Source organism: Streptomyces sp. NPDC006798, from assembly GCF_040635975.1.
Classification (GTDB): Bacteria; Actinomycetota; Actinomycetes; order Streptomycetales; family Streptomycetaceae; genus Streptomyces.
Genome location: NZ_JBEYIS010000011.1, coordinates 157,497 through 175,904 on the forward strand (window position 1 = coordinate 157,497; position 18,408 = coordinate 175,904).

An 18,408-nucleotide genomic window follows, 5' to 3' on the forward strand; every position below is an offset into this window, starting at 1 on the left:
CGCTGCCGGGAGCTGAATCCTGGACCCCCTCGGCCGTCACGTGAATAGGCGAGACCCCGGCGGCGCGACAGGCAGGAAACTACTGCCGGACTCCGGGGAGACGTCCCGCCGCGTGAGGGAATTGGCGCCTTCTTGACAGCGGCGTACGGGACGCGTCAAGGCACGATCAAGGACGTGTCAGTGTGTGCCATCGGATCGGCCTCTCGCCCCGGCCCGACCAGGGCACCTTCCGGGCCGCTGGTCACGCGGCTGGTCACGCCATCACTCCGAAACGCAAAAAACCCCAGATCAACTGGGGTTTTTACTGGTGTCCGAGGGGGGACTTGAACCCCCACGCCCGATAAAGGGCACTAGCACCTCAAGCTAGCGCGTCTGCCATTCCGCCACCCGGACTCAGGTGACCGCCTCGGGGGTGTTCCCCTCGGCGACATGGACAACAATACCAGGGGATCGGGGCGCCTATCGACCACGTTTTCCGTGGTCAGTGGGGTGCGCGGGGGTTTTCGGGGATCGCCGGGCAGGCGGCGGAACGAGCCGTTACGGAACGTTACCTACCGTGATCGTACGGGGCTCCCCGGGACGGTGCCGGGGAGCCCGGTCGGGGCCGTGGCCCGGGCGGTCAGTCGGCGACCCGGCCGTTGCCGGCCGCCTGGAAGCGGAGGAAGTAATGCGTGTTGTCGGGGACGTCGTAGGCGATCACGGTCCAGCTGTTCGCGGGGCCCAGGTCCAGCCCTCGCAGGTCTCGGTCGCGATCCAGCAGACCCTGACCTCGACCCCCTGGGTGGGTCGGAGAGTCTCCCCGGAACGTAGTGACGGACGCGACGGGAGTACAGACGCGATCCGGCCGGTCGTGGGTGGCCTCCCGGTGGGGCGGAGGGGGTACGGGAGGCCACCCGGGGTCACCGGGGCGTAACGCGGGGGGCATCAGTGGCGGCGGAGGGCCGCGAGGTTGCGGTAGCCGGTGCGGGCGTACTCCAGGGACTGGCCGGGAACCGACCCGTTGGGGGCGTTGTCCTGTTCGACCATCGGGTTGTGGTGGTTCCGCTCCCCCACGCGGGAGAAGAAGCGGCGGTAGTCGATGTCGCCGGTGCCGAAGGGGACCATGTCGTAGCCCATGCCGCTCGCCGGGTTCACCACTCCGTCCTTGGCGTGGAAGAGGGGGTAGCGCTTGTTCTGGCGGGCGACCAGGGCGGCCGGGTCGAAGATCCGGCGGACGCGGGTGCCGTCGTGGGCGGTGAAGGTGTGGAACTTGTACTGGGCGACATGGGCCCAGAAGACGTCCATCTCCAGATAGACGTTCCCGGGGTCGGTGCGGCGGAGGAAGTACTCCAGCTTGCGGATGCCGGAGCTGCGGGTGGGGCGGCCCTGGGCGTCGAGGGGCCCGCCGTCGAGGAGGAAGTCGTAGGCCGTGTCGTGGTTGTGGGTGTAGAGCTTGATGCCCGCGCGGCGGGCGATCGCGCCCAGCGTGTTCCACTTGTCGGCGGCCTCGTCCCATTCGGCCCTGGTGGAGCCCCAGGTGGGGTCGCCGCCGGTGCCCATATGGCCCGTACCGAGGATATTGGCGATCTCCAGCGCCTGCTTGAAGCGGTCCAGGTCGGGGGTGGTGAGCGGCCAGGAGCCGGGGATGAAGCCGTGGTTGCCGCGGGCCCGGAGGCCGTAGTCGTCCAGCCAGGAGCGGAGGAGGCGGGCTCCGGCGACGGAGTCCAGGTTCGCGCCGCCGGGGGCGTTGGCGTGCTGGCCGTAGCCCGCGAACTCGACCTGGCGGTAGCCGTAGCGGGACAGCTCGCGGAAGACCTCGCGGAAGCCGGACGGCAGATCGGTGGTGCCGGGGTCGCGGCCGATGGCGTCGCGGACCGTGTAGAGGATCAGACCCCGCTTGTCGGCGGGGACGAGCGCCTTCCGGTCATGGCCGTGCTCATGGCCGTGGCCGTGGTCGTCGTCGTCCCGGCCGCGGCCGTGGGCCAGGGCGGGCGAGGCGCCGAAGACGGGGGCGGCGACGGCCGCCGCGCCCACCGCCGTACATGTGGTGAGGAAGCGGCGGCGGTGGACTCCCAGCGCCCGGCGCAACGATTCATCGGAGGAAGAGGAGGAAGAGGAAGGGGACGAAGGGGACGAAGGGGAGGAAGATCTGGGGAAGAGCACGGTCACTCGCTTTCTTCGGGTGCTTCGGGGTGCGCGGTGCCGAGTCCGGCGAGCCGCAGCAGCAGGGACTTCACATCGGTGGCCGCCACTCGGCCCTCGACGGCGCGGGGGGTGGAGCACAGCAGGAGCGGACCTTCGTCGTCGCTCGCGGGGAGGCGGCCGTGGCTGCCGCGGATCGGGGCCGGGTCGAGGGGGACGACCGCCAGCCGGTAGCGCATCCCGAGCTTCTTCCGGGCGATCGCCCCCGCCGCCTTGAGGCGGACACAGGGGTCGTTCGGGTCCATGAAGAGTTCGACCGGGTCGTAGCCGGGTTTGCGGTGGATCTCCACGAGCCGGGCGAAGTCGGGGGCGCGGGCGTCGTCCAGCCAGTAGTAGTACGTGAACCAGGCGTCGGGCTCGGCGACGGCGACGAGTTCACCGGAGCGGGGGTGGTCGAGCCCGTACTCCTTCTTGCCCTCGTCGTCCAGGATCTCCCCGACCCCTCGCAGCCCCTCCAGGACCTCCCGGACCGCCGGTAGGTCCTCGGGCCGCTTCACGTAGACATGGGCGGTCTGGTGGTCGGCGACGGCGAAGGCGCGGGAGGCCATCGCGTCGAGGTACTCCATCCCGTCCTGGGTGTGGACCTCCAGGAACCCGGCGCGGCGCAGGGCGCGGTTGATGTCGACGGGGCGGGAGACCCGGGTGATGCCGTACTCGGAGAGGACGACGACGGTCCGGCCCTCGCGCCGGGCGTCCGCGAGCAGGGGGGCGATCACGGTGTCCAGTTCGGCGGCGGCCCGGTGCGAGCGGGGGTCCTCGGGGCCGTACCGCTGGAGGTCGTAGTCCAGATGCGGCAGATAGCAGAGGGCGAGGTCGGGGCTGCGGGTGTCGAGGATGTGGCGGGTGGCGTCGACGATCCACCGGCTGGAGACCAGATCGGCGCCGGGGCCCCAGAAGTGGAAGAGGGGGAAGGTGCCGAATCTGGACGTCAGCTCGTCGTGGAGGGCGGGGGGCCTGGTGTAGCAGTCGGGTTCCTTGCGGCCGTCGGCGTAGTAGACGGGGCGCGGGGTGACCGTGATGTCGGTGTCGGCGCCCATCGCGTACCACCAGCAGATATTGGCGACGGTGTAGCCGGGGTGGACGCGGCGGGCCGCGTCCCAGAGCTTGTCGCCGGAGACGAGTCCGTTGTGCTGCCGCCAGAGCAGGACGTCGCCGAGTTCGCGGAAGTACCAGCCGTTGCCGACGATGCCGTGTTCGGCGGGGAGGGTTCCGGTGAGGAAGGTGGACTGGGCGGCGCAGGTCACGGCGGGCAGTACGGTCGACAGCGGGGCCCGGGAGCCTTCGTCGCCGAGCCCGCGCAGCGTCGGCATGTGGTCGAGGAGGGCGGGGGTGAGCCCGACGACGTCCACGACCAGGAGGGGCGTGGGCCGGTCCGGAGCTTCGGCGGGCGGCTCCGGCGGCTTGGGCGGCACGGCTGTCACGGGAGTTCCTTCAGGCCGAGGTCGGTGAGGAGGTCGCGGGCGAGGGCGAGTTCGGCGGCGATGCCGTCGGCGAGCTGGGCGCGGGTCCGGGGCCGCAGTTCGGCGGGGAGCGCCTGCCAGGTGTAGGTCTCGACCTCCAGGTGGTGGGTGAGCGGGGAGGGGCCGACGAGCCGGTTGAGGGCGTCGCGGAGGACCGGCAGGGTGGAGGTGAGCGGGGGCGTCGGCGGGGCGTGCAGGGGTACGTGGAAGTGGGAGCGCCAGGGCCGGTCGTCGGGCAGGGGCCCGTCGGGGCGGACGGCTTCGGCGAGGTCGTCGGTGCCGAGGAGGCCGCCGCCGGGGGCGCGGGTCCGGGTCTGGTGGAGGAAGCGGGGTTCGGCGAAGGCGGCGAGGGCGTCCCGTACGGCGGGGAGGTGGGGTTCCTCGGCGTGGAGGGCGGCGGAGAGCTGGGCTTTGGGGACGGTGATTCCGGCGGCGGTGAGGGCGTCGAGGGCGGTGGCCGGGTCTTCGAAGGAGGTGGCGAGATGGCAGGTGTCGAGGCAGAGGCCGATGCGCGGTGAGCCGACGGCGGTGAGCGGGGCGATGGCGTCGGCGGTGGTCTCGACGACGCAGCCGGGTTCGGGTTCGAGGGCGATCCGGATGGATTTGCCGGTGAGTTCGGCGAGGGCGTCGAGGCGTTCGGCGAGGGTGCGCAGGGCCTGGTGAGCGGCGACGGCGGGGGCGGTGGCGGCGGGGTCGAAGCGGGTACGCCAGCCGAGGGGCAGGGTCGAGATGGTGCCCTCGGTGATGTCGTCGGGGAGGAGGGCGGCGAGGACTCGGGCGAGGTCGGTGGTGTGGGCGAGGCGTTCGGGTTCGGTCCAGTCGGGCCGGTAGACCCGGTACTTGACCTCGCCGGTGCCGAAGCCCTCGTAGGGGAAGCCGTTGAGGGTGACGACCTCCAGGCCGCGGCGGTCGAGTTCGGCGCGCAGGGCGCGGAGCGCGGCCGGGTCGGTGGTCAGGGCGCGGGCCGCGCCCCTGGCGAGCCAGAGCCCGATCCCGAGGCGGTCGCGGCCGAGGCGGCGCCGGACGGGTTCGCAGTCGTCGCGGAGCTGGGCGACGACGCCGTCGAGGGTTTCGGCGGGGTGGACGTTGGTGCAGTAGGAGAGGTGGACGGTGGAGCCGTCGGGGTGGCGGAAGCGCATCGTCGTCGGCCTCCCCGGCTCATTCCCCGCCGCGCAGGACGGAGTTCCCCTCGTGGAGGGCGCCCGCGGCCGTCCCGGCGGTGGGGAGGTCGAGCCGGAGTCTGCCGCTGAGTCCGTAGAAGTCGACGGGGTTCCGCCAGAGCACCCGGTCGACGTCGGCCGCGGAGAATCCGGCGGCGAGCATGGCGTCACCGACGCGGCGGGTCTTCAGGGGGTCGCTCCTGCCCCAGTCGGCGGCGGAGTTCACCAGGACGCGTTCGGTGCCGTAGGTGGTGAGGAGGGCGACCATCCGGTCCTCGTCCATCTTGGTGTCGGGGTAGACGGAGAAGCCGAGCCAGCAGCCGCTGTCGAGGGCGAACTCCACGGTGGTCTCGTTGAGGTGGTCGAGGAGGACCCGGTCGGCGGGCAGCCCGGACTCCCGGACGACGTCGACGGTCCGCCGCAGGCCGGTGAGTTTGTCGCGGTGCGGGGTGTGGACGAGGGCGGGCAGGCCGTGTTCGGCGGCGAGTTGGAGCTGGGCGGCGAGTGCGTCGTCCTCGGCCGGGGTCATCGCGTCGTAGCCGATCTCGCCGACGGCGACGACGCCGTCCTTGACGAGGTAGCGGGGCAGTTCGCCGAGTACGGGGCGGCAGCGGGGGTCGTTGGCCTCCTTGGGGTTGAGGGCGATGGCGCAGTGGTGGGCGATGCCGTACTGGGCGGCGCGGTACGGCTCCCAGCCGAGCAGGGCGTCGAAGTAGTCGTAGAAGGTGCCGGGCGAGGTGCGGGGCTGGCCGAGCCAGAACGCGGGCTCGACCAGGGCGCGGACCCCGGCGTCGGACATCGCCCGGTAGTCGTCGGTGGTGCGGGAGGTCATATGGATATGGGGGTCGAAGATGCGCATGGGGTCAGACCTCCTGGTGCGGCGTGCCGGTGAGGGTGAGGGCGGCCGTCAGATCGGGGGGTACGGGGCGGGCGGCGGCGGTGCGCTCGGCGGCGTAGTCGGTGAGCATCCGGGCGAGTTCGGTATCGCCCCGGGCACGGCGGGCGAGGCCGTCGACGGCGGTCAGCGGGACGCCGGTGAAGAGGCATTTGAGTACGGCGTGCCGCCAGGTGTGGGGGTCGAGATGGGCGGCGCCGTACGGGCCGACGGCGGCGGCCACCAGCCGGGTGTCGTTGGTCCGCAGGGCGTCCTCGACCAGGGCGAGGGCGGCGCCGGGGTGGTCGGCGAGGCCGCGGAGGTGGGGCAGGGCGAGGAGGACGGCCCGGCGTTCGGCGGCGGTGCCCCGGTGGTAGAGCCGGGCGAGGGTGTCGGGGTCGGCGTCGGCCTCGGTGAGGAGGTGGACGCGTCCGGCGTCGGTGTGCGGGGCGCCGAGCTGCCGTCCGGCGGCGGCGAAGGCCGACTCCCAGGTGGCGGGGGCGGGGGCGGTGTCGTTACGGGCCTCGCGCGCCTCCCGGGCCGTACGCGCCTCGGCGAGTGCCGCGGTGAACCAGTCGCGGGCCGCCGGTTCGAGGGCCGCCACCGGCTCCCGGCGGGACGTCAGCACGCGACCGCCCCCTTCGTCGCCGCCCGGCGGAGGAAGTCGATCGAGGCGGCGGCCTGTTCGGGGCCCGCGTGGGAGTGCCGGGGCAGTTCGACCACGGTCAGCCCGGCGTAGCCGGTGCCGGCGAGTGCGTCGAGTACCGGCGGGAAGTCGATCTCGCCGTCGCCGAACGGCAGATGCTCGTGGACGCCCTGGCGCATGTCCTCGATCTGTACGTGGCGGAGCCAGGGCGCGGCCGATCGGACGCAGTCGGCCGGGCTCTCCTCCTCCAGGCACCGGCAGTGTCCGATGTCGAGGGTCAGCCCCAGCGGCTCGGGGTCGCCGAGGAGTTCCCGGAGCCGGTGGAAGTCGGCGATCCGGGCGAGCAGATGGCCGGGCTCCGGCTCCACGGCGAGGGGGATCCCGGCGGCCCCGGCGGCGTCGACCACCGGTGCCAGCGCGTCGGCGAACCGGCGCCAGGAGGTATCGGGGTCGGTATCGGGGTCCGGCGGGGCGATTCCGCTGAAGCAGTGCACGGCCGTGGCGCCGAGATCGGCGGCGGCCCGGACGGCGGTGACGAGCAGGGCGGTGCGGGCGGCCCGGCCCCCGGGGTCGGGGTCGACCAGGGACGGGCCGTGCTTGCGGCGCGGATCGAGGACGTAGCGCCCCCCGGTCTCGACGGCGACGGCGAGCCCGTACCGGTCGAGCAGGGCGGCGGTCTCCCCCGTACGCCGGGCGAAGTCGGGCGCGAGGGGGTCGAGATGCATATGGTCGAGGGTCAGCCCGACGCCGTCGTAGCCGAGGTCGGCGAGGAGCGCGAGGGCGTCGGGGAGCCGGAGGTCGGTCAGTCCGTTGGTGCCGTATCCGAGGTTCAGCCGGTTCATCGCGGCTCTCCTTCCGTGTGCGTACGCGGGTGGACGCGGTCGCTTCCGGCCGCGGTGGGGCGCCCGGCGGGGGTGTGACGGCCGGTGGAGGCGGACGTCATGTCGGGCTCACCCGGCGGGCCAGCGCGCGGGCGGCCGGCGGCAGGGCCATCAGGGCGAGGGCGGTCACCGTGCCGGACGGCTGTCCCGTACGGGCCGCGAGCAGGGCCTGGAGGGGGATGACGGCCCGGATGCCGCCGCCGACGGCCCGTTCGGTCAGCGGGGGCGACGGGTTGAGGGCGGCATGCGCGTACGGCACGGCGGCGGTACGGGCGTACGCGACGGCGAGCGCCGTCGGGACGGCCCGGCCCTCCCGGGCGGCGGCCCCCGCGATCCCGGCCACCACGGCGAGCGCGCCGAGCGGCGCCCGTACCGAACCGCCGTACACCTCGTGCCGTGAGACGGCCGTGACGGCGCAGGTGTGCGCCGCGAGGACGGCGGCGGCACGCAGGACGGCCGGGAGCTGTCCGGAGAGCCGGGGCGGGTGGTCGGCGGTGGTCGTACGCGGCCGGGCGGGTCCCGGTCCCGGGCGGCCACCGGTCGGCGCGGACGGGCGCGCGGCGGCCGGGCCTCCGGCGCCGGGACGGAACGGTACGGCCACGCGGCCGGGTCCGGCGCCGGGTAGCGGACGGTCCGCAGGGCGCGGCACCGACCACCGGGACACGGCCGGGGGCCCGTCAGCACCGGGACGCGACGAGGAGGGTACGACTCCGGAACCGAGGCGTCCACCGGCCGGCGCGAACGAGGGTGCGGCGGACCGGCCCCCGACGTCCGGACGGGCCGGTGGCGGTACGGCCCCGGAACCGGCGCGGGCGCCGGGCGCCGGACGGCCCACCGCGCGCGGCGCTGACGGGCGGGACGCGGCCGGGTCCGGTACGGCCCGGGAGCCGGGCGCGCGGCGCTCCCGGGTGCCCGTCGCCGCCGCTCCCAGCAGGAGATCGAGGGCCCGGGCGGTGGCCATGGCCGCCGGGCCGAACCGGGTGTGCTTCCAGTGCAGGTCGTACGACCAGACCGTGGCCGCGAGCGCCGTCGCCACGGCGGCGGCGGGACGGCCCGCGCGGGCGGCCAGGGCCAGGCCCGTCGCCGTGAGGGCGGTGGCGGCGGCGAGCGCGGCGCCGGGGGCGATCCGGCCGGAGGGCACGGGCCGGTGGGGGCGTTCGGCGGCGTCCTCGGCCCGGTCGGCCCAGTCGTTGAGCGCCATGCCCGCCTCGTAGAGGCAGACCGAGGCGCCGACCGCGAGCAGGGTGCCGCGATCGGGCCGCAGGCCCCGGGCGGCCGCGCCCGCGAGGGCGTCACCGGGGACGGAGAGCACGGCGGAGACCCGGAACAACTCGGCCCAGGCACGGGCCCGGTCGCCGACGGCGGGCCGGACGTCCCGGGAGTGCGCCGACCGCACCCCCGGGACGGAGCCACCCGCCGCACGGCCGGGTTCGTGGCAACGCCGACGGTGGGCGGGAGCATAGAGCCCCCGGCGCCCGCGGTCGACGGCATCGACGTCTCCGGCGGACGGGGATGGCCGATTGAGGGACGTCTCCCCGGCGGACGGAGCCGCCCCGGAGATCCGGCCGTCCCGGGTGAAGGACCGCCCGTCACCGCCGCCGGGGCCGGGGCCGGGGCCGGGGCCGTCGATCGCCCCGGTGTCCCGACGGACCGATGCGCCGGGCCCGCCCCGGCCGCTGCCGGCCGCTTCCCCGTTGCTGGCTCCGGGGGCGGGAGGTACGACGGGGTCCGACGGACCGCCGGAGGCGAAGTCACCGGCCGACAGGGCCACCCGCCGGGCGGATGGTCCGAGGCCGCCGGCAGGCGCGGACGACCCGTCGACAGGGCGCCGGTCCAGGGCGCGGCGCTGGCCGGGGATCACCGGGATCGTCGTATCCGCTCGCCCGGGGTCGGGTGAGCCGCGGCGGTCCGGCCGCCGCCCCGCGTCCTCCGCCCCGCCGTTCGGGACCGGTTCCGCCGCGCGCGGCGGTTGCGAAGAGCCGCTGGCGGCCCGGCGGCCACTTCGCGCGGGCGCCGGAGGGGCGACGGGCCGGGCGAGCCGTCGTACGAACGCGAAGCCGGACCGGGACGCGCCCCGCTCCCCGCCGCCCGGGGCGACCAGCGCCGCGAGCAGCCGGGCGATCCCGCCCGCCGGGGCGCGCCCGGTGGCGGGGGCCGCGATCCGGCCCAGCAGCGTCGCCGGGCTCATCGCGGGTCCCGCAGCCGGTCCGCGAAGCCGAGGAGCGCCGTGAACTGGTCGGAGAGCGACGACGAGCCGCCGTCCGGGTCCTTGAAGTAGAAGCCGAGTTCGGGGAGCGGGCCCGCGATGCCCCGTTCATGGGCCCGGGCCACGAGCCGGACCAGGTCGAGGACGAGCGGCGCGGCCAGCGCCGAGTCACAGCCCTGCCAGATGGTCTGGAGGATCATCCGGGAGCCGAGGAAGCCGTCGAAGGCGATGTGGTCCCAGGCGGTCTTCCAGTCGCCGAGCGCCGGGACGTCGTCGATGTGCACCATGCCTTCGGGTGTGGTGCCGAGGACGTCCGCGAGTACGCGTTCCTTGCCCGCGTTCTTCGCCGCCGCGGCGGCCGGGTCGGCGAGGGCCGCCCCGTCCCCGCCGCCCAGGAGGTTCGTACCGGACCAGGCCCGGACGGTGAGGGCGCGCTGGACGAACATCGGCGCCAGGACGGAACGGAGCAGCGTCTGGCCGGTTTTGCCGTCGCGGCCCGCGTGGGGAAGGCCGCGGGCCGCGGCGGCGGCCAGGAGGGCGGGGGTCCCGAGCCCGGTGGAGGGGGTGAAGTTCACGAAGGGGCAGCCGGCCCGGATCGCGGCGGCGGCGTACAGCGACGAGGGCGCGAGCCGGGTCGCGCCCGGTTCGGGTACGGGCTCGGTGCTGGAGACGTTGACCACGACCACGCGGGCGAGCCGGTGCCGGTCCCGGAAGGCGGTGAGGTCGGCGGTGAAGGCGGTGATCAGCTCGTCGTCGGTCCGGGGGTCACCGGGCTGGGGGCCGCCGGGCCTGATCCCGGCGTCCGCGGCGGCCAGGTCGGCGTGGACCGCGCGGACCAGTCCGGGCGGCAGGACGCCCGCGTCGGTGAGTTCCTCGGCACGTTTGGACAGCGGGACGCAGACGGTGTCGTGTCCGCCGAAGACGAGGGAGCGGAGGGCGGGCAGTCCGGCTTCGGCGAACGGCGGGGTCTCGGTGACCATGCCGGTCGGCGGGCGGAGTCCGGCGGTGAGGGCCGCGCAGCCCGCGACGGCGGTCGTCGCGACGGAGCCGCGCGCTCCGACCAGCCAGACCCCGGTCCGTACCACGTGGTCGGGGGTCGGGGCCGGGGTGGCGTCCGGGGTGGCTGCGCGCATGGGGTCGGGTTCGCCCGGGGCGGATTCCTGCGGCACGGCTCTCTCCTCGCGTCGTTCCTGTTTCCGGGGCGGGGATCCCGGCCCCGCCGACGGGCAGACGGGCAGGGGCGGGGACGGTCGGGGTGGACGGGGTGGACGGGGTGGACGGGGTCCGTGGGAGGGCGCCTCCGCCACGGACCCGGGCTCATTCGGCCCCGGCCGGTCGATTCCGCCGGGCCGGTCGGCCGGTCGGCGGACCGGTGGGTGACGGCGGGCGGGGGGTACGGCGCCTCCCCGCCCGCCGCCGTTCTCGGCGGGGCCGCCCCCTGCCGTACCGGGTGGATCGGGCCGGACTCACGAGCCCCCGGGGGCGGGTTCGTCCGGCCGATCCCTGCGGCACCGGCTAGGAGGGCAGCTCCTTGAGGGTGATGTTCCGGAAGGACACCTGGTCGGCGGCCCCGTGGTTCTGAAGCCCGATATGGCCGTCCTTCAGACTGCGGTTCGGGTCCGTGTTGGTGAAGTCGTTGATCTTCGCGCCGTTGAGGAAGAGCTGGATCCGCTCCCCCTGGACCTTGATCTCGTACGAGTTCCACTGGCCCGGCGGCCGGAGCACCCGGTCACGGGCCTTGAGGTCGGCCGACTTGAAGCCGTAGACCGAGCCCGTGGTCCGGGCCGGGACGTCGGTGGCGTCGATCTGGATCTCATAGCCCTTGTTCACGGCCGACCAGGGGTCGTCGGAGGCGGGGAAGCCCACGAAGATCCCGGAGTTGTCGTCGCCCGCGAGCTTCCAGTCCAGCTTGAGGCTGTACGCCTTCAGCTCCCGGGCCTGGTACCAGAGCAGCCCCATGCCGCCCTCGGACCGCAGCTCGCCGTCGGCGACGGTGAACTTCCCGGGTCCGGCCTGCTTCCAGCCGTCGAGGGTCTTGCCGTTGAAGACGGCCCGCTCGCCCTTAGCGGGCTTGCAGTCGGCCTTGATCTGGCCGGAGACGGTCCGCAGCCCGCCGAGCAGATGCTGCCGGAAGGCGGGCTCGGCGTACGACTCCTCGGTGTGGCCACCGCCGGTGTAGAAGGACCGGCCGCCCTCGTAGGTCTGGCACCAGGCGATCGGGTGGTCGCCCTTCATGGTGCCGCCCTGATAGGTGGTCTCGTCGAGGGTGGCGAGGACGCGCACCCGGTCGCGCGGGTTGGCGCGATAGTCGTACCACTCGTCGGTACGGGTCCACTCGGCGTCCAGGTGCTTGGTCGCGGGGTGGCCCCGGTCCTCGACCCGGACGGTCGCGGACTGGATCTGCGGATGGCTGCTGAAGTGGGCGCCGACCAGACCGCCGTAGAACTTCCAGTCGTACTCGGTGTCGGCCGCGGCGTGGACGCCCAGATAGCCGCCGCCGGTGCGGATGTAGTTCTCGAACGCCTTCTGCTGCTCGGCGTTCAGCACGTCACCGGTGGTGGAGAGGAAGACGACGGCGTCGTAGCGGGCCAGGTTGCTGGTGGTGAACTGGGCCGCGGACTCGGTGGCGTCGACGGTGATGTTGCTGCCCTTGCCGAGTTCCTTCAGGGCCGCGACCCCGGCGGGGATGGAGTCGTGCCGGAAGCCTGCCGTCTTCGAGAAGACCAGTACGCGCTTGGCGGTCCGGTCCGGCGGGCTGTTCGAGAGGGTGAAGTCGTCGATGTCGTAGAGGGCTCCGGCGCCGCCCTTGAAGACCAGGAAGAGTTCGGTGGACTTCTTCGGGACGCCCCGCAGGGGGATGTCCACGTCCTGGAAGACCTCCCAGCCGCCGGTCACCGGGATGGGCCCGGAGCCGAGGATCTTCCCGGTCGGGGAGCCGGTGCGGACTTCGAGGAAGCCGCCGGCGCCGCCGGAGGAGATCCGGGCGGTGAGCTTGGTGGACCCGGCCAGGTTGTAGGGCTTGAAGGAGATCCAGTCGTCGTTGTCGATGTCGCCGACGGTCCGGCCGCCGTTGGCGGTGGGCTTGTCGTACGTACGGATCCCGGACTGGGCGCCGAAGTGCTCGGCCTGCCGGTGGCGGGGCTGGAGCTGGAGTTCGTCCTTGGCGGTCAGCGCCTCCTGGCCGCCCCCGGCCCGGTCGGTGTACTCGGCGACGAGGACGCCGTAGATATTGGCGTTCGGGTCGTGGCCGCCGTCTCCGGGTGTCTTGATGGTGCCGGAGCAGCCGTTGGCGCTGGTCAGCTTGTGGGCATGGCTGTCGTGGCCGAGGAAGTAGCTGACGGTGACCTTCGAGCAGTCCACTCCTCCCGAAGCCTGGTCCTCGGGGTCGGTGACCTTCACCTTGAAGGGGACCTCGTCGCCGAAGGAGAACAGGGCTCCGTCGGCGGGCGCCTCCAGGACGACCGTGGGCGCGGTGTTGCCGACCACGACCCGGACGCTCGCGCCGCCGATCCGGCCGGTGGGGTCCTCGACCGTGAGGGTGGCGGTGTAGGTGCCGTTCTTGCGGTAGGTGTGGGTGGGGTTCGGGGCGGTCGAGCCGGCGCCGTCGCCGAAGTCCCAGGCGTAGGTCAGGGCGTCGCCGTCCGGGTCGGTGGTCCCGGCCGAGGAGAACGCGACCCGCAGGGGGGCCTTGCCGGAGGTCCGGTTGGCCTCGGCCTCCGCCGACGGGGAGCGGCCCCCGGTGGCGTTCTCGATCCGGTAGAGGGCGGAGTGCTCGTTGCCGCCGAACCAGGCGGTGCCGTAGTCGAGGACGTACAGCGCGCCGTCCGGGCCGAACTGCATGTCCATGACCTGGGTACCGGTCCACGGGAACGGATTGATCTTCGCGACGGTCCCATCGGCATTCTGCTCGATGCGCTTGATCCAGCGGCGGCCGAACTCCCCGGCGAAGTAGTCGCCGTCGTACGCCTCCGGGAACTTCACCGGCGACGGGTTGTCCGGGTCGTAGCGGTAGACGGGGCCGCCCATCGGGGACTCGCCGCCGGTGCCGAACTCGGGGACCGAGCCGCCGTCGTACGGGATCCAGGCCTTCTGCGCGGGCGGCAGGTCGGCCAGGCCCGTGTTGTGCGGGGAGTCGTTCCTCGGCGCCTGGCAGTCGAAGGTCGCGCCGGGCTGCTTGGTGGCGAAGTCCCAGTCGGTGTAGGGCTGGTTGAAGGTGTTGCAGAAGGGCCAGCCGAAATTGCCGGGCTTGTCGACCTTGACGAAGCCGACGGCTCCGGCCGGGCCCCGCTCGGGGTCGGCGTTGGCGGCGTCGGGGCCGTAGTCGCCGACGTACGCGGTACCGGTCTTCGGGTCGACGCTGAACCGGAACGGGTTGCGGAAGCCCATCGCGTAGATCTCGGGCCGGGTCTTGGGCGTTCCGGGGGCGAAGAGGTTCCCCTCGGGCACGGAGTACGATCCGTCGTCGTTCACCTTGATCCGCAGCAGCTTGCCGCGCAGGTCATTGGTGTTGCCCGAGGTGCGGCGGGCGTCGTAGGCGGGGTTGCGGCCCGGCCGGTCGTCGACCGGGGTGTAGCCGTCGGAGGCGAAGGGGTTGGAGTCGTCGCCGGTGGAGAGCCAGAGATTGCCCTGGGCGTCGAAGTCGATGTCGCCGCCGACATGGCAGCAGATGCCCCGGGTGGCGGGGACGTCGAGGATCTTCTTCTCGCTGGCGTTGTCGAGGGTGCCGTCCGCCTCGAGGACGAACCGGGAGAGCCGGTTGACCCCCTCCCACTTGGCGAACTCCTCCGCCGTGCCCTCATTGGGGGCGTCACCGGCGGGAGTGTTCATCGGGGGTGCGTAATAGAGATAGACGAAACGATTCTGCGCGAACTTGGGATCGAGGCCGATCCCCTGGAGCCCCTCCTCGTCGTGCGAGTAGACCGGGATCTTGCCGACGATCCGGGTCGCGCCCGTGAAGTCGGTCATCCGCAGCTCGCCGTTGCGGGAGGTGTGCAGCACGCTCCGGTCCGGCAGTACGGCCATGGACATCGGTTCGCCGGTCTCCGCCGCGCCCTTCGCGAGGGTGACCTGCTGGAAGGAGTCGGCGGCCGGCTCGGCGGCGGGGGTGGTCTCGGGGGCGGCGGACGCGGCCTGCGGCGCGGTGACGGTGAACGAGCCCGCGGCGAGAAGGGCTCCGGTCAGGAGCGCCAGGGCTCTGCGCGCTCGTGGTCTGCTTCGTTTCGGGTGCACGAATCTCCTCCGGTAGGGACCGGTCGAACGGGCGGGAAACCGTGGAACCGGAGTGCGCCGTCACACCGGGACCACCTAGGGCGTGAACACATCAAGGACGGTAGACGGGTTCGTCCCGGACGGAAAGCCCTTACGCAGCGGGGAACTTCAACTTTTCCCCACCACAGGACAAAGAGGGGTGCGGGCAGCCCGGACCGACCCGGCGGCGCGAGCGGCCACCGGATCGAAGAACCCGGGCTCACCTGCCGGGTTACCGACTCAAGGGCTCAGTCCGAGCTGCTGAAGGCGGCGTCGAAGGACGCGGCGGGCGGTTCGAAGTCAAAGCGCTTCAGGGCGGAAAGCGCTTGCGGCGCTCCGGTCAGCCGGTCCATCCCGGCGTCCTCCCACTCCACCGAGACCGGTCCGCCGTAGCCGATCGACCGGAGCATCCGGAAGACGTCCTCCCAGGGCACGTCGCCGCGTCCGGCGGAGACGAAGTCCCAGCCGCGCCGGGGGTCGCCCCACGGCAGATGCGAGCCGAGCCGCCCGTTCCGGCCGTCCAGCCGCTTCCGGGCCTCCTTGCAGTCGACGTGGTAGATGCGGTCCCGGAAGTCGTAGAGGAAGCCGACCGGGTCCAGGTCCTGCCAGACGAAGTGGCTGGGGTCGAAGTTGAGCCCGAAGGCGGGCCGGTGGTCCACCGCCGCCAGGGCCCGCTGTGTGGTCCAGTAGTCGTAGGCGATCTCGCTCGGATGGACCTCGTGGGCGAACCGCACCCCCTCGGCGTCGAAGACGTCGAGGATCGGGTTCCAGCGTTCCGCGAAGTCCTCGTACCCCCGGTCGATCATCGACTCCGGGACCGGCGGGAACATCGCCACCAGATGCCAGATCGAGGATCCCGTGAAGCCGACGACGGTATCGACGCCGAGGGCGGCGGCGGCCCGCGCGGTGTCCTTCAGCTCGGCCGCCGCCCGCCCGCGGACGCCTTCGGGGTCGCCGTCGCCCCAGATCCTGGCGGGCACGATGTTGCGGTGCCGCTCGTCGATGGGGTGGTCGCAGACCGCCTGGCCGACCAGATGGTTGGAGATCGCCCAGCAGCGCAGCCCGTACCGGTCGAGCAGGGCGCGGCGGCCCTCGACGTAGCCGGGGTCTGCCAGCGCCTTGTCGACCTCGAAGTGATCGCCCCAGCAGGCGAGTTCCAGGCCGTCGTAGCCGAAGTCACGGGCGAGTCTGCACACCTCCTCCAGGGGCAGATCGGCCCACTGGCCGGTGAAGAGCGTGAACGGACGTGGCATGGGTTCCCTCCTGGCCTTCCTGTTCCTCGGGGCGGTCGGCGGATCCGCCGGGGGCGGCCGCCGGTCGCCGTGGTCCCGGAGCGTTCATCCGGGCGTTACGGGGATCGCCGGAGCTGCGGGGGTTACGGGAGCTGCGGGCGTCACAGGCGTCACGGGGGTGTAGACCGCGTCGTTCTCCGCGCTCCGCGCGACGGCCGCGAGCACCCGCTGCACCTGGAGGCCCTCCGCGAACGACGGCGACGGTACGGCCCCGCTCGCCAGCGCCTCCACCAGATCGCGGGCCTGGTGGGTGAAGGTGTGCTCGTAGCCGAGCCCGTGCCCCGGCGGCCACCACGCCGACAGATAGGGGTGATCGGCCTCGGTGACCAGGATCCGTTTGAATCCGGCGGAGACCGCGGCCTCGGTGTGGTCGTGGAAGGAGAGTTCGTTGAGCCGTTCGAGATCGAAGGAGAGGGAGCCCAGCTCCCCGTTGATCTCGAACCGCAGGGCGTTCTTGCGGCCCGCGGCCATCCGGGTGGCCTCGAAGGACGCCAGCGCCCCGGACGCCAGCCGCCCGTTGAAGAGGGCCGCGTCGTCGACGGTGACCTCGCCGAGGCCGGGCCCGGGGCCCGGCGCGCCACCGGGCCCGCCGCCCGGGAGCCCGGTGGACACACCCGCGGGCAGCGGGCGTTGCCGTACGAAGGTCTCCGAGAGCGCCGAAACCCCGACCAGCCGCTCCCCCGCCAGATGCTGGGCGAGATCGACGATATGGGCGCCGAGGTCGCCGAGCGCGCCCGATCCGGCCTGCTCCTTCCGCAGCCGCCAGGTCAGCGGGGCCAGCGGGTCGACCAGCCAGTCCTGGAGATAGCTGAACCGCAGATGGCGCAGGGTGCCGAGGCGTCCGGTGGCGATCAGCCGGCGGGCGTGGGCGACGGCCGGGACCCGCCGGTAGTTGAAGCCGACCATGGCGAGCTGGCCCCGGGCGGCGGCGGCCTCGGCCGCCGCCGCCATGGCCTCCGCCTCGGCCACCGAGTTCGCCAGCGGCTTCTCGCACAGCACGTGCTTGCCCGCCTCCAGGGCCGCGATCGCGATCTCCGCGTGGGAGTCGCCCGGGGTGCAGACATCCACCAGTTGGACGTCGTCACGGGCGACGAGGTCGCGCCAGTCCGTCTCCGCCGCCGCCCAGCCGTGCCGTTCGGCGGCGGCCCGGACGGCGGCCCGGTCGCGGCCCGCGATCGCCGCGAGCACCGGGCGGACCGGCAGGTCGAAGACCCGGCTCACATTGCGCCAGCCCTGGGAATGGGCGGCGCCCATGAACGCGTATCCGACCATGCCGACGCCGAGCGTCGGCGGCGCGGCCCCGGGGTCCTGGGCGGCCTGCTCTTCCATACGGATGTCCTCCTCGTCACGGTACGGCCGGCTCGGTCGGCCGCGGCCCGAGTACGGGCCCGGGCCGCTGGCGGGCCGGTCAGATGAAGCCGGTGGGCAGGTACTGGTCGACGTTGTCCTTGGTGACGACGGCCGAGTAGAGGGTGATCGAGGCCGGGATCTCCATCTCGGCCATCCCGCCGACGCCCTTGCCCTGGGCCACGGCCCGGGCGATGTCGACGGCGGACGCGGACATCGTCGGCGGGTAGAGAACGGTCGCCTTCAGTACGCTGTCGTCGGCCTTGATGGCGTCCATGGCGGACTTGGCCCCGGCACCGCCGACCATCAGGAAGTCCTTCCGCCCGGCCTGGGCGATGGCCCGCAGCGCGCCCACGCCCTGGTCGTCGTCGTGGTTCCAGAGGGCGTCGAAGTCGGACTGGGCCTGGAGCAGTTGCGCCATCTTGGCCTGGCCGGACTCGACGGTGAAGTCGGCGGCCTGGCGGGCGACCTTGCGGATGTTGGGGTAGTTCTTGAGGGCGTCGTCGAAGCCCTGGGTGCGCTGTTTGGTGAGTTCGAGGTTGTCCACCCCGGCGAGTTCGACGACCTTGGCGTCCGGCTTGTCCTTGAGCCGTTCGCCGATGTAGTTCCCGGCGTTGAGGCCCATGCCGTAGTTGTCGCCGCCGATCCAGCAGCGGTACGCCTGCGGGGAGGCGAAGATCCGGTCCAGGTTGATCACGGGGATGCCCGCCTTCATCGCCTCCAGGCCGATCCGGGTCAGGGCCTTGCCGTCGGCGGGGAGGATGACGAGGACGTCGACCTTCTTGTTGATCAGGGTCTGGACCTGGCCGATCTGGGCGGCGGTGTCATTGGAGCCCTCGGTGATCTCCAGGGTGACGTCGGAGTACTTCTTCGCCCGCTGCTTGGCGTTGTCGTTGATGGCGTTGAGCCAGCCGTGGTCGGCCTGGGGGCCCGCGAAGCCGATGGTGACCGGCTTGCCCGGCTTGTCGTCGGAGACCGGGGCGTCGGCCGGGGCCGGATTGCTCTCCTTCTTGGACGGCTCGTTGCTGGTACAGCCGGTGAGCACGGCTCCGGCCGAGACGGCGGCCGTTCCGAACAGGAGTCCTCTGCGGGACGGTACGGAGAATTCGGGCAT

12 protein-coding genes and 1 tRNA gene are annotated in these 18,408 nt (G+C 73.1%); all 13 read right to left on the minus strand.

Annotated features, from left to right (window positions below):
* Positions 1–305: 305 nt before the first annotated feature.
* The 13 genes from ABZ714_RS10310 to ABZ714_RS10370 all read right to left on the minus strand — a co-directional run bounded on the left by ABZ714_RS10310 (position 306) and on the right by ABZ714_RS10370 (position 18,408).
* A tRNA-Leu gene (locus ABZ714_RS10310) sits at positions 306–393 on the minus strand.
* Positions 394–924: 531 nt separating this feature from the next.
* Positions 925–2,067 (minus strand): sugar phosphate isomerase/epimerase family protein, encoded by a 1,143-nt coding sequence (locus ABZ714_RS10315; RefSeq protein ID WP_358824736.1) that lies wholly within the window; start codon positions 2,065–2,067, stop codon positions 925–927.
* Positions 2,068–2,144: 77 nt separating this feature from the next.
* Positions 2,145–3,602, minus strand: coding sequence for a nucleotide pyrophosphatase/phosphodiesterase family protein (locus ABZ714_RS10320; RefSeq protein ID WP_358824737.1), 1,458 nt, complete (start codon positions 3,600–3,602; stop codon positions 2,145–2,147).
* Complete coding sequence (gene eboE / locus ABZ714_RS10325) at positions 3,599–4,780, minus strand: metabolite traffic protein EboE (protein WP_358824738.1); 1,182 nt, start codon at positions 4,778–4,780, stop codon at positions 3,599–3,601. Before eboE ends, ABZ714_RS10320 begins: the two co-directional genes overlap by 4 nt.
* A 19-nt stretch (positions 4,781–4,799) precedes the next feature.
* Positions 4,800–5,660 carry a TatD family hydrolase gene (locus ABZ714_RS10330; protein ID WP_358824739.1) on the minus strand — a complete coding sequence of 287 codons (861 nt, stop codon included), beginning with the start codon at positions 5,658–5,660 and terminating at the stop codon, positions 4,800–4,802.
* Positions 5,661–5,664: 4 nt separating this feature from the next.
* A complete protein-coding gene (locus ABZ714_RS10335; protein WP_358824740.1) occupies positions 5,665–6,303 on the minus strand; it encodes an EboA domain-containing protein in 639 nt (212 codons plus the stop codon).
* Positions 6,297–7,163, minus strand: coding sequence for a sugar phosphate isomerase/epimerase family protein (locus ABZ714_RS10340; RefSeq protein WP_358824741.1), 867 nt, complete (start codon positions 7,161–7,163; stop codon positions 6,297–6,299). The genes ABZ714_RS10335 and ABZ714_RS10340 overlap by 7 nt, the downstream gene beginning before the upstream one ends.
* 97 nt (positions 7,164–7,260) lie before the next feature.
* Complete coding sequence (locus tag ABZ714_RS10345; RefSeq protein WP_358824742.1) at positions 7,261–9,390, minus strand: UbiA family prenyltransferase; 2,130 nt, start codon at positions 9,388–9,390, stop codon at positions 7,261–7,263.
* On the minus strand, positions 9,387–10,541 hold the full coding sequence (locus ABZ714_RS10350) for an inositol-3-phosphate synthase (protein WP_358824763.1): 1,155 nt from the start codon (positions 10,539–10,541) through the stop codon (positions 9,387–9,389). Before ABZ714_RS10350 ends, ABZ714_RS10345 begins: the two co-directional genes overlap by 4 nt.
* Before the next feature lie 382 nt (positions 10,542–10,923).
* Positions 10,924–14,637 (minus strand): ThuA domain-containing protein, encoded by a 3,714-nt coding sequence (locus ABZ714_RS10355; protein WP_358824743.1) that lies wholly within the window; start codon positions 14,635–14,637, stop codon positions 10,924–10,926.
* Positions 14,638–14,903: 266 nt separating this feature from the next.
* Complete coding sequence (locus ABZ714_RS10360) at positions 14,904–15,908, minus strand: sugar phosphate isomerase/epimerase family protein (protein ID WP_358824744.1); 1,005 nt, start codon at positions 15,906–15,908, stop codon at positions 14,904–14,906.
* Between the two features lie 84 nt (positions 15,909–15,992).
* On the minus strand, positions 15,993–17,276 hold the full coding sequence (locus ABZ714_RS10365) for a Gfo/Idh/MocA family oxidoreductase (RefSeq protein WP_358824745.1): 1,284 nt from the start codon (positions 17,274–17,276) through the stop codon (positions 15,993–15,995).
* A gap of 79 nt (positions 17,277–17,355) precedes the next feature.
* Positions 17,356–18,408 carry a substrate-binding domain-containing protein gene (locus ABZ714_RS10370; protein ID WP_358824746.1) on the minus strand — a complete coding sequence of 351 codons (1,053 nt, stop codon included), beginning with the start codon at positions 18,406–18,408 and terminating at the stop codon, positions 17,356–17,358.